This window comes from Allobosea sp. GW821-FHT12C12, from assembly GCF_058807355.1.
In genome coordinates this window covers 107,660-118,222 of the sequence record NZ_JBXAQP010000016.1, presented here as the reverse complement: position 1 = coordinate 118,222, position 10,563 = coordinate 107,660, and the positions used below count along the sequence as shown (strand labels likewise).

13 protein-coding genes are annotated in these 10,563 nt (G+C 66.0%); 10 read left to right on the top strand and 3 right to left on the bottom strand.

The features are described 5' to 3' along the window. Window positions 1–1,180 (bottom strand): HAMP domain-containing protein (locus AC1RRW_RS19660; RefSeq protein WP_492903009.1); only part of this gene is annotated, 1,180 nt, incomplete at its 3' end. 287 nt (window positions 1,181–1,467) lie between these two features. Between AC1RRW_RS19660 and AC1RRW_RS19655 the strand changes: the two genes are divergently transcribed. After that, the gene (locus AC1RRW_RS19655) at window positions 1,468–2,478 is read left to right on the top strand and encodes a complex I NDUFA9 subunit family protein (protein ID WP_492903007.1); all 1,011 of its coding nucleotides are present in this window, start codon (window positions 1,468–1,470) and stop codon (window positions 2,476–2,478) included. Window positions 2,479–2,610: 132 nt separating this feature from the next. Here AC1RRW_RS19655 and AC1RRW_RS19650 read toward each other — a convergent pair whose 3' ends face one another. After that, on the bottom strand, window positions 2,611–3,606 hold the full coding sequence (locus AC1RRW_RS19650) for a 2-hydroxyacid dehydrogenase (RefSeq protein ID WP_492903006.1): 996 nt from the start codon (window positions 3,604–3,606) through the stop codon (window positions 2,611–2,613). Window positions 3,607–3,805: 199 nt separating this feature from the next. On the opposite strand from AC1RRW_RS19650, the gene AC1RRW_RS19645 reads away from it, so the two are divergent. Further along, a complete protein-coding gene (locus AC1RRW_RS19645; RefSeq protein ID WP_492903023.1) occupies window positions 3,806–4,354 on the top strand; it encodes an SH3 domain-containing protein in 549 nt (182 codons plus the stop codon). 167 nt (window positions 4,355–4,521) lie between these two features. Here the strand turns inward: AC1RRW_RS19645 and irrA are convergent, their stop codons facing one another. Further along, window positions 4,522–4,986, bottom strand: coding sequence for an iron response transcriptional regulator IrrA (gene irrA / locus AC1RRW_RS19640; protein WP_492903004.1), 465 nt, complete (start codon window positions 4,984–4,986; stop codon window positions 4,522–4,524). Between the two features lie 196 nt (window positions 4,987–5,182). Between irrA and AC1RRW_RS19635 the strand changes: the two genes are divergently transcribed. From AC1RRW_RS19635 to fabI, 8 genes are all read left to right on the top strand, one after another. Then, on the top strand, window positions 5,183–6,292 hold the full coding sequence (locus AC1RRW_RS19635; RefSeq protein WP_492903002.1) for a hypothetical protein: 1,110 nt from the start codon (window positions 5,183–5,185) through the stop codon (window positions 6,290–6,292). A gap of 17 nt (window positions 6,293–6,309) precedes the next feature. Then, entirely contained in the window at window positions 6,310–6,594 is a 285-nt protein-coding gene (locus AC1RRW_RS19630) for a hypothetical protein (protein ID WP_492903000.1), read from the top strand. 207 nt (window positions 6,595–6,801) lie between these two features. Further along, window positions 6,802–7,314 carry a 3-hydroxyacyl-[acyl-carrier-protein] dehydratase FabA gene (gene fabA / locus AC1RRW_RS19625; protein WP_492902999.1) on the top strand — a complete coding sequence of 171 codons (513 nt, stop codon included), beginning with the start codon at window positions 6,802–6,804 and terminating at the stop codon, window positions 7,312–7,314. A gap of 138 nt (window positions 7,315–7,452) precedes the next feature. Beyond that, the gene (fabB, locus tag AC1RRW_RS19620; protein ID WP_492902997.1) at window positions 7,453–8,679 is read left to right on the top strand and encodes a beta-ketoacyl-ACP synthase I; all 1,227 of its coding nucleotides are present in this window, start codon (window positions 7,453–7,455) and stop codon (window positions 8,677–8,679) included. A gap of 10 nt (window positions 8,680–8,689) precedes the next feature. Then, a complete protein-coding gene (locus AC1RRW_RS19615; RefSeq protein ID WP_492902996.1) occupies window positions 8,690–8,962 on the top strand; it encodes a DUF3303 domain-containing protein in 273 nt (90 codons plus the stop codon). 53 nt (window positions 8,963–9,015) lie between these two features. After that, complete coding sequence (locus AC1RRW_RS19610; RefSeq protein WP_492902994.1) at window positions 9,016–9,255, top strand: type II toxin-antitoxin system VapB family antitoxin; 240 nt, start codon at window positions 9,016–9,018, stop codon at window positions 9,253–9,255. Continuing rightward, complete coding sequence (locus AC1RRW_RS19605; RefSeq protein ID WP_492902992.1) at window positions 9,255–9,665, top strand: type II toxin-antitoxin system VapC family toxin; 411 nt, start codon at window positions 9,255–9,257, stop codon at window positions 9,663–9,665. The genes AC1RRW_RS19610 and AC1RRW_RS19605 overlap by 1 nt, the downstream gene beginning before the upstream one ends. Window positions 9,666–9,691: 26 nt before the next feature. Beyond that, window positions 9,692–10,525 (top strand): enoyl-ACP reductase FabI, encoded by an 834-nt coding sequence (fabI, locus tag AC1RRW_RS19600; protein WP_492902990.1) that lies wholly within the window; start codon window positions 9,692–9,694, stop codon window positions 10,523–10,525. The last annotated feature ends 38 nt before the right edge of the window (window positions 10,526–10,563 follow it).

The following is a 10,563-nucleotide window of genomic DNA, read 5'->3' as shown; positions in this document are numbered from 1 at the left end:
GATCGTCGGCGCCCATGTTGATCTCGCGCGCCGCCAGACCGACATCGGCCGACGTCGCCTGGATCGTGCGGACCGTCGCCGACAGGCGCTCGACGGTTTCGTTGATCGCGTCCTTCAGGTCCTTGAAGCGGCCGCGATAGGCCGTCTCGATGCCGCGCGTCAGGTCGCCGCCCGCGATCGCATGCAGGCGATCGGCGAACTCCGTCGTCGCCCCGTCGACAACCGCGTTGATCTCGTTGATGCCTTCGACGAGCTTCTGCATCTGCGCGTCGGCGTGCTCGATCGCGAGCCTGGCCGAGAAATCGCCATTCGCCGCGGCGGACACGACCTCGCCGACGTCCGAGACGACCGACGCCATAGCATCGGCCCGCGCCATCCGGGCGGCGGAAGCGGCGCGCTCGTTCTCCTGCAGCAGCGCAACCTGCTCGGTGCTCTCGCGCAGCACGGAGACGGCGCGCGCCATCGCGCCGATCTCGTCCTTTCGCGTGGCATGGGGCACGTCGACTTTCGTGTCGCCGGCGGTCAGGCGCTGCATCACGCCGGCCAGCGCCATCAGCGGAGTGGTGATGGAGCGTCTGGCAAAGACCATCGCGCCAGCCATCGAGCCCGCCAGCAGCAGCAGCAGCATGACGGGCAGGATCAGCTTGACCTGGCCGGTGAACGCCTTGGCGTCCGCGTCGAGCGCATCGCCGGCCTCCTCGGTGCTTTTGGCCAAAGCGGCGAGGAGATCGTTCAGAGCCTTGCGGTTGGCGCGGTTGAGCTCGTTGTTGCCCTGCGCGTTCGCGGCCGCGGTCGAGACCTCGCGGCCGAGCCGGACCGTCTCCGAGCGGAAGGCGATGAAATCGGCGATGGCCTTGTCGACCTGGCCGGCACGTTCGCGCTCGCTTGCCGGCGCGAGGCTGTTGAGCTCGCCGCCGAGCTTGCGCAAGACCGGGAAGCGCGCCTCCACGCCCTTGGCGAAGGGCTCGGCCTCCTGAGCGGTCTTCGACATATAGATGCCGCGCGCATCCATCACGACGCCGAGGATCTGCGCATTGATCCGCTCGGTGACGAGCGCGATGTCGTCCTGCCGGCTCGCACGGTCGTTGAGATCGTCGCTGCGGTACAGCGCGAACAGGCTCAGGCCCGCCGAGGCGATCGCGCCAAAAGCCACGATCGCCAGCATGGCGAGGATTTTCATGCGAATGGAATTCAAGATCCGGCCCCTGACCTGATGATGACCGTGCCCCGAAGCGCCCGGTGCGTGACGAAACGCGCATGGCGCATGACGGCAGCGAGCATCATCGGGATTGGTGAAGAAACGCTGAATCCGGCCATTTCGCGCAAAGCCGGCGCAAGCCCGCCAGCCGGTTTCGCGCCTTTCGGCCTGGTTCGCGCCGGCAGGGCGGCGCGCGCAATTGCCCGGTTTTCACGGCGGCGCAAACATGCTTAAGCACGACGGCTCGCGAGCAATGAGGCACGATCACCATGGCGCATGACCAGACACCGCCCAGCCAGCAGCTCGTCACGGTCTTCGGCGGCTCCGGCTTCGTCGGCCGCCATGTCGTGCGGGCGCTGGCGAAGCGCGGCTACCGCGTGCGCGTCGCGGTGCGCCGGCCCGATCTCGCAGGCTTCCTGCAGCCGCTCGGCGCGGTCGGCCAGATCCATGGCGTGCAGGCCAATCTGCGTTATCCCGACTCGGTCGCGGCCGCGATCAGGGGGGCCGACGCCGTCGTCAATCTCGTCGGCATCCTGCGGGAGGACGGCCGTCAGAGCTTCAGTGGCGTCCAGGCCGGCGGCGCGCGCGCGATCGCGCAAGCCTGCGTCGCGCAGGGCGTGACGCGGCTGGTGCAGATCTCGGCGATCGGCGCCGATGCCGGCTCGGCCTCGGCCTATGCCAGCAGCAAGGCCGAGGGCGAGGCCAGCGTGCTCGCGGCGGCGCCGGGCGCTGTGATCTTCAGGCCCTCGATCGTGTTCGGGCCGGAGGACGGCTTCTTCAACCGCTTCGCCTCGCTCGCGCGGATGCTGCCGGTGCTGCCTCTGGTCGGCGGCGGCGAGACGAAATTCCAGCCCGTCTTCGTCGGCGACGTCGCCGAGGCGGTCGCGCGCGCGGTCGAGGGCGCGGTCGAGGGCGGCACGATCTACGAACTCGGCGGGCCGGAGGTGAAGAGCTTCCGCGAACTCGTCGCCTATATCTGCGAGGTCACGGGCCGCAAGCGCACGCTCGTCGCCCTGCCCTTCCCGCTGGCGCGGCTGCAGGCGCGGATCATGGAGATCGCGGATGCGCTGACGCTCGGCCTCGTGCCGAACGAGTTCAAGCTGACCCGCGACCAGGTCACGCTGCTCGAAAGCGACAATGTCGTCTCGCAGGCCGCGATCGCGGAAGGCCGTGATTTCGCGGGCCTCGGCATCGCGCCGACCTCGATTGAGGCGGTGGCGCCGTCCTATCTCTGGCGGTTCCGGAAGACCGGGCAGTTCGATACGGCGCGGGCGGGCTGACGCAGCGCCGCCTGCACCACCCGTCATGCTCGGCCCTGTGCCGAGCATCCACGTCTTGACCACCGCCGGCGCAAAGCGAAGACGTGGATGGTCGGGACAAGCCCGACCATGACGGGGAAGGGATGCGTCCCGTCAAAGCATGCTCGGCAGCACCCTGTCCGGCGGCTTGTGGCCGTCCATGAAGGTCTTGATGTTGACGATGACCTTCTCGCCCATGTCGGCGCGGCCCTCATGCGTGGCCGAGCCCATATGCGGCAGCACGACGACGCGGTGGTTGCGCGCGAGCTTGAGCAGGCGCGGGTTCACCGCCGGCTCGCTCTCGTAGACGTCGAGCCCGGCGCCGGCGAGCTCGCCGGCCTCGAGCATGCGCGAGAGCGCCGTCTCGTCGACGATCTCGCCGCGCGCCGTATTGACCAGGATGGCGTCGGGTTTCATCAGCTTGAGCCGCCTGGCCGAGAGCAGGTGATAGGTCGCCGGCGTGTGCGGGCAGTTGACCGAGACGATGTCCATCCGGGCCAGCATCTGGTCGAGCGAATCCCAATAGGTCGCGTCGAGCTTCTCCTCGGTGCGCGGATCGACGCGGCGGCGGTTGTGGTAGTGGATCGAGAGGCCGAAGGCCGAGGCGCGCTTCGCCACCGCCTGCCCGATCCGGCCCATGCCGACGATGCCGAGCCTCTTGCCGGTGATGCGGCGGCCGAGCATCCAGGTCGGCGACCAGCCGGCCCAGTCGTCGTCGGGAATGACGCGCGCGCCCTCGGCGATGCGCCGCGCCACGGCGAGGATCAGCGCGATCGTCATGTCGGCCGTATCGTCGGTCAGGACGCCCGGCGTGTTCGTCACGGTGATGCCGCGCTGCACGGCGCTGGCGACGTCGATATTGTCGACGCCGTTGCCGAAATTGGCGATCAGCCGGAGCTGGTCGCCGGCCTGGGCGATCAGGCGCGCGTCGATCTTGTCGGTCACCGTCGGCACCAGCACCTCGGCGGTCTTCACCGCCTCGACCAGCGCCGCCTGGCTCATCGGCGAATCATCGATGTTGAGCTGTGCGTCGAAGAGCTCGCGCATCCGCGTCTCGACGATCGCGGGCAGTTTGCGCGTGACCACGACCAGCGGCTTTTTCTTCGACATCGACGCCTCCTCTCACGCCAATCAGGACCCCGCCGCCATTCGGCCTCAACCCGCCATTAACCGAGGCGCTTCAGGAATGAGGAGCGGCGTCATCGCTCGAGACTGGCCTCGTTGCATAAGTGGCGGCGCGGCGGATGACAACATGACCCTTCGCCGGGTTCCTCGGCGAGGCCGCGACGCTGAGACGGAGACCGCGTTGATGATGCCTTTGGCGATGGTTCGGGGCAGGCTTGGCCCGATGCTGGCGGCGGGACTTGCGACGGCGACGCTGACCGCCGCGCCCGCCTCGGCCCAGGACGTCCAGACCGGCTCGGTGACCAAGCTGCCGGTGCCGCGCTATGTCAGCCTGAAATCCGACCGCGTGAACCTGCGCGAGGGGCCCTCCAAGGAGCATCGCACGCGCTGGGTCTATCAGCGCGCCGGCCTGCCCGTCGAGATCGTCGCCGAATTCGAGATCTGGCGGCGCGTGCGCGACGCCGACGGGGCCGATGGCTGGGTCCTGAACAGCCTGCTCTCGGGGCGGCGCACCGCGCTGGTCGCGCCCTGGTCCAAGGTCAAGGACGAGACCTTCGTGCTGCGCGCCAGCGCCGACGAAGGCTCGGCCGTGGTGGCTCAGGTGCAGCCAAACGTCATCGCCAACGTTTCGCGCTGCGCCGATGCCTGGTGCAAGGTCTCGATCGGCAAGGTCGAGGGCTATCTGCGCCAGGAGCGGCTCTGGGGCGTCTATCCGAACGAGAAGGTCGACTGAGTGCGACGGCCGGCGAGCGAGCGCAAAGCCCGTCTCGAAACTCGCTCCGGTGAGTCGACTGACGTGGTTTTCGAGAACCGGAGCGGAGCGGACTTTTCGTCCGTGAGCATCGGAAGCGCAGAAAGCCGCGTCAGACGGGCGCCGGAATAGAGTTTCCAGACGGGCGCTCAGTTGCCGATCTTGCGCAGCCTGACCACGACATCGACGCGGGCGATCTCGTAGCCCGCCGGCGGGTCGGGCAGTTCGGCAACGTCGATCGCCGCGGCCGGGATGTCGATCACCGTGTTCTCGCCGTCGACGACGAAATGGTGGTGCTCGCTGTTGTCGGTGTCGAAATAGGTCTTGGCCCCGTCGATAGCGAGCTCGCGCAGCAGGCCGGCCTGGGTGAACTGGTGCAGCGTGTTGTAGACGGTCGCGAGCGAGACCGGCACACGCGCCTTCATCGCCTCCTCGAACAGCATCTCGGCCGAGACGTGCCGGTCGCCCTTGGCGAAGAGCAGCCAGCCGAGCGAGACGCGCTGACGCGTCGGCCGCAAGCCCACGCGGCGCAGGCGCTGGCGCACGTCATGGAAGGGGCAGCCCGGCCGCGCGGTCGATCCGTAGCCCTGGTCCTGGGAAATCAGATCGGTCATGGCGTCGGGCCGGCTCCTGATGGTCGTGGTCGCGATGATGGCGGTGGAGAATGAACAGAGATGTAAGGCCTTGGCCTTACACTCGCAAGCTAAGAGGCGATGCAAGCGAAAGCTGCATGACCTATCGCAATGCGCCTAGACGATTTGCCCTTGGTGGTTGTAGCTTGCGCATCTGGCGGCCAGGGGGATGCGGCAGATGACATGGGGCAATGTGCGCCAGTGGACCTCTCGCGGCTTTGCTTTCGCCGCGGCGGCGATTGCTATAGTCGGCGTCGGGCTTTGGGCCACCTCCCCAAGCGTGCAGCCTACCGCCCCGATCTCGCAACAATGGATTGAAGCGATCTCGCAGTTCGGCATCGAGCCAGCTTATCCGCCACAAGAAGACATTGCCGTCGGTGACGTTTTTGCTTTTATTGCGGCGGATGCGAAGCGCGACGTGCGATCCGACCCACTTCCCTTGCGTGCTCTGAAGCTGTTTCACATCGACCTGACAAAGGAATTGGAAGAAGCTTACCGAACAACATACAGGTTTCCGGGCACGCATGATCGCCCTGAAGCCAATAAGGTCTGGCGACAAGCCGCTGCTGCAGATTCGATCTTCAAACCTTTGGTTGATCGCAAGGAGCTGCCGCTAGTCCTGCTACCCAATTTCACAGTTGCGACACTCAGATCTGCAGCTCTGGAGACAGGGGCAATAGCCGGGCTAGCGACTCGGCTTGGGCTGCGCGCCGGCAACAGCAGCACGATGCGCGTCAAGGTCGAGGGAGCGGAAACCTACGGGGTGCCTGCGATCCCGGCGGAGTGGAAGCTGGATGAATTTTGTAAAGCTCCGGACACGAAGCCAGTGTGCACCGATCGCGGTTTACGCAAGCAATTGTCGATACTGATCGGCAAGGAAATTTACGAGAAGATTCGTGACGCTTCAGGCAACGAAAGGTCGCGCTTCAGCGTCGAATTAGGATTGGTCAACCGCGTCTTTTTGATCCGCTCGATCGAGACGGTAATCGACCGCGAAACTGGTTTCGGAGCAAGGGCAGGAGAAGAAAGCTCTACCAACTCCGAACGCGAGACAAATGCTCGGCTGGCTCCGTCGGAGCCGCAAGATCAAGTAATGGCAAACAGCAGCGCCGTCAGCCAGGTCGCTGAGCGGGCCGCGGCCGCCGCCTCGCTTCCCACAGCTGCAACTCGGCCCGGCTTATCGACCACGATCCAGCGCGGCACAGGATCGAATCTATCGGTTATCCAGACCCTCGAGCGGCCCGTGGTCATCGGCTTCAGAACTATACGCTGGCAGGTTTCTAATTAAAACGCACGGAGGAGAACGTGATAAAAAGCTTTTCTGTGATGATTGCCTTGTGCTTGGCTACGCCGACCTATGCGCAACAACCCGGCACGGTCCCGAACCGTTTGGCTGCGACCGACTCCGGTCCCTGCGGTTGCGGCGACAATACGCGATGCATTCTTCTTTGTGGCGGCTCTGGCGGTGGCGTTGGGTCCGGAGGCGGCACTGGTGGCGTGGGCACAAATCGTGATGTCGATCTGATGCGTCCCGAAGCGCTGCAATGGCTTCAACGGCAGAATTCGATTCAGATGCAGCAACGGAATTGACGACCATTCCGCTGGTCTGCTGATCTCAATCAGCACTGGACGAAGCTGCTCAGCGTCAACGGCCAACAGATTATGACTGACGCAGACGCTGGGTCATGGGCTCGGCTTGTCGCGCCCTTCCGTTCCCGCGCGGCGGCGTGTTAGGCACGGTCATCGAGATGACCGTCGCCGGCTTGCGGCAAGGCGGACAAGGGAACGGAACTGACGATGCAGCGGCAATCCTCATTCAGCTACGAAGAGATCCTCAGCTGCGGGCGCGGGGAGCTGTTCGGGCCGGGCAATGCGCAATTGCCGCTGCCGCCGATGCTGATGTTCGACCGCATCGTCGAGATCGCCGAGGATGGCGGCCAGCATGGCAAGGGGATGGTCCGCGCCGAATTCGACGTCAGGCCCGACCTCTGGTTCTTCGACTGCCACTTCAAGGGCGATCCGGTGATGCCGGGCTGCCTCGGGCTCGACGCGCTCTGGCAGCTCACCGGCTTCTTCCTCGGCTGGCTCGGCCTGCCCGGCCGCGGCCGGGCGCTCGGCGTCGGCGAGGTCAAGTTCGCCGACCAGGTGCTGCCCACCGTGAAGCAGGTCGTCTACGGCGTCGAGTTCAAGCGGGTGTTCAAGTCCAAGCTCGTGCTCGGCATCGCCGATGGCTGGCTGGAGGCCGACGGAAAGCGGATCTACACGGTGAGCGACATGCGCGTCGGCCTGTTCAAGCCGGATGCCGCCTGAGGAAAAGCCTCGCGAAGCACATGAAAGCCGTCTGGCGGCCTTGCGCGCGCCATCCGCGCGGTCCATGTGCGCCTCGACAGGACAGGAAGCGCCGCGCACCCGAGGTGCGCGGCGCGGGATCAAGCCGGAGAAGCGAGCATGAGACGCGTTGTGGTCACCGGGATGGGCATCGTCTCGTCCATCGGCAACAACACGCAGGAGGTGCTGGCCTCGCTGCGCGAGGCGAAATCGGGCATCGCCCTGGTCCCGGAATTCGCCGAGCACGGCTTCCGCAGCCGCGTCGGCGGCGTGCCCTCGCTCGATCCCGCAACCGTGCTCGACCGCCGCGCCATGCGCTTCCATGGCGGCGGCTCGGCCTGGAACCAGGTCGCGATGGAGCAGGCGATCCGCGACGCCGGCCTCGAGGAGAACGAGATCAGCAACGAGCGCACCGGCATCATCATGGGCTCGGGTGGCCCCTCGACGCGGGCGCTGATCGACGCCTATGACAAGGCGCGCGAGAGCGGCTCGTCCAAGAAGGTCGGCCCCTTCGCCGTGCCCAAGGGCATGTCCTCGACGGCGTCGGCCACGCTCGCGACCTGGTTCAAGATCAAGGGCGTGAACTATTCGATCTCGTCGGCCTGCGCGACCTCGAACCATTGCATCGGCAACGCCTACGAGCTGATCCAGTGGGGCAAGCAGGACATGATCTTCGCCGGCGGCTGCGAGGAGCTCGACTGGACCCTGTCGGTGCTGTTCGACGCGATGGGCGCGATGTCGTCGGATTTCAACGACATCCCCTCGGAGGCCTCGCGCGCCTATGACGTCAGGCGCGACGGCTTCGTCATCGCCGGCGGCGCCGGCGTCGTCGTGCTGGAGGAGCTGGAGCACGCCAGGGCCCGCGGCGCGAAGATCTACGGCGAGATCGTCGGCTACGGCGCCACCTCGGACGGCTACGACATGGTCGCGCCCTCCGGCGAAGGCGCGGTGCGCTGCATGAGGATGGCGCTGGAGGGCGTCAAGGCGAAGGTCGACTACATCAACCCGCACGGCACCTCGACCCCGGTCGGCGACGCCAAGGAGATCGAGGCGATCCGCGAGGTGTTCGGGGCCGGCGACAAATCCCCGCCGATCTCGGCGACCAAGTCGCTGACCGGCCATTCGCTCGGCGCGACCGGGGTGCAGGAGGCGATCTATTCGCTGCTGATGCTGAACAACGACTTCATCTGCGAGAGCGCCCATATCGAGGAGCTCGACCCCGCCTTCGCCGACATGCCGATCGTGAGGAAGCGCGTCGACAATGCGGGCTTGGCTTGCGTGCTCTCGAACTCCTTCGGTTTTGGGGGCACCAACGCCACCATCGTGATGAAGAAGCTCGAAGCCTGAGGACCCGCCGATGCTGTTCATGGTGATCGAGCATTTCGACCAGGCCCGGGTGAAGCAGATCTATGCCCGCTTCCACGAGAAGGGCCGGATGATCCCGGACGGCCTGACCTATGTCGACAGCTGGATCTCGGCCGATTTCGCGCGCTGCTTCCAGGTGATGCAATGCGACGACGTCACCAAGCTGCAGGAATGGGTGCTGGCCTGGGGCGATCTCGCGAGGTTCGAGATCGTGCCGCTGGCGGCGTCCAAGGATACGGCGGCGGCGGTGAAGAAGCATTTGTAGCGTGACGGCGCGCGTCTAGACGGGTATACGGATCGTCTAGACGAGGGGAAGCGATGGCGTTTCACATTCGCGATCGAGACACTGACGAGGCGGTCAGGGAACTGGCTGCGCGCAAGGGTGTCAGTTTGACGGAGGCGGTCAGGCAGGCGGCGAAGAACGAACTGCGGCTGATGGATCAGGATGTGCCGTTCATGGATCGGATCCGTGATCTTCAGCGCCAGGCTGCGGCCTACCCCAAGACTGGCCTACAGGCGGACAAGGCGTTCTTCGACGAGTTGTCCGGCGACATCTGATGTACATCGACGCATCCGCACTGATCGCCATCATCGTCGACGAACCGGAGGCTGAAGTCCTTGCTCTGGCGATACGAGACTCGCGGACTGGTCGCGTGACGGCGCCGATCGCCATCTACGAAGCGACGCTTGGCGTCGCCAGGGTCTTGGCGTGTCCAGTCGCGAGGGCGCGGCAACTCGTCGTCGGGCTGCTGAAAACCGCCTCGGTCACGGTCGTCGCCCTGGACGATCGACATGCGGATGCCGCGATTTCAGCCCATGAGCGCTTCGGCAGGGGACAACACCCTGCCAAACTCAACATGGGCGATTGTTTCGGCTACGCCGTCGCGGCCGAAGCGGCCCTGCCGATCTTGTTCAAGGGCAACGACTTCTCCCGGACCGACCTGCCATCCGCATTTCCGACTTCCTGATCTTCCTGCCGTTACCGGACAGCCCCATGCTTCCCCTGATGCACAACAAGCGCGGCCTCGTCATGGGCGTCGCCAACCAGAACTCGATCGCCTGGGGCATCGCCAGGACGCTGCACGCCCACGGCGCGCAGATGGCCTTCACCTATCAGGGCGAGGCGCTGGGCAAGCGGGTCAAGCCGCTGGCCGAGAGCATCGGCTCGGACCTCGTCGTCCCCTGCGATGTCGAGGACATCGCCTCGGTCGATGCGACCTTCGCGGCCATCGACGCCGCCTGGGGCGGCGATCCCGAGCGCAACACGCTCGACTTCCTGATCCACGCCATCGGGTTCTCAGACAAGAACGAGCTCAAGGGCCTCTATGCCGACACCTCGCGCGAGAATTTCTCGCGCACCATGGTGATCTCCTGCTTCTCCTTCACCGAAGCCGCCAAGCGCGCGGCCGCGCGCATGCCGAAGGGCGGCGCCATGATCACGCTGACCTATGGCGGCTCGACCCGCGTGATGCCGAACTACAACGTCATGGGCGTCGCCAAGGCGGCGCTGGAAGCCAGCATGCGCTATCTCGCCGCCGATTACGGCCCGCGCGGCATCCGCGTCAACGCGCTCTCGCCCGGTCCCGTCCGGACGCTGGCGGGCGCGGGCATCTCGGATGCCCGAGCGATGTATTCCTGGCAGCGGGCCAACTCGCCCCTGCGCAAGTCGGTCTCGCTGGAGGAGATCGGCGGGGCCGCGCTCTACTACCTCTCCGATCTCTCCGGCGGCGTCACCGGCGACATCCACCCTATCGACGCCGGCTACCACATCACCTCGATGCCGGCGCTGGACGGTCTGCGCGCGGCCGATGCCGGAACCGCCGAATAGGGAACAGGACCGCCCTGCCCTCGTTCTTCCGGGAGCAA

Excerpts from the sequence above, each read along its gene's own strand:
- AC1RRW_RS19655 (WP_492903007.1), top strand. The coding sequence starts at position 1,468 with ATGGCGCATGACCAGACACCGCCCAGCCAGCAGCTCGTCACGGTCTTC.
- AC1RRW_RS19650 (WP_492903006.1), bottom strand. The coding sequence starts at position 3,606 with ATGTCGAAGAAAAAGCCGCTGGTCGTGGTCACGCGCAAACTGCCCGCG.
- AC1RRW_RS19645 (WP_492903023.1), top strand. The coding sequence starts at position 3,806 with ATGATGCCTTTGGCGATGGTTCGGGGCAGGCTTGGCCCGATGCTGGCG.
- irrA (WP_492903004.1), bottom strand. The coding sequence starts at position 4,986 with ATGACCGATCTGATTTCCCAGGACCAGGGCTACGGATCGACCGCGCGG.
- AC1RRW_RS19635 (WP_492903002.1), top strand. The coding sequence starts at position 5,183 with ATGACATGGGGCAATGTGCGCCAGTGGACCTCTCGCGGCTTTGCTTTC.
- fabA (WP_492902999.1), top strand. The coding sequence starts at position 6,802 with ATGCAGCGGCAATCCTCATTCAGCTACGAAGAGATCCTCAGCTGCGGG.
- fabB (WP_492902997.1), top strand. The coding sequence starts at position 7,453 with ATGAGACGCGTTGTGGTCACCGGGATGGGCATCGTCTCGTCCATCGGC.
- AC1RRW_RS19615 (WP_492902996.1), top strand. The coding sequence starts at position 8,690 with ATGCTGTTCATGGTGATCGAGCATTTCGACCAGGCCCGGGTGAAGCAG.
- AC1RRW_RS19610 (WP_492902994.1), top strand. The coding sequence starts at position 9,016 with ATGGCGTTTCACATTCGCGATCGAGACACTGACGAGGCGGTCAGGGAA.
- AC1RRW_RS19605 (WP_492902992.1), top strand. The coding sequence starts at position 9,255 with ATGTACATCGACGCATCCGCACTGATCGCCATCATCGTCGACGAACCG.
- fabI (WP_492902990.1), top strand. The coding sequence starts at position 9,692 with ATGCTTCCCCTGATGCACAACAAGCGCGGCCTCGTCATGGGCGTCGCC.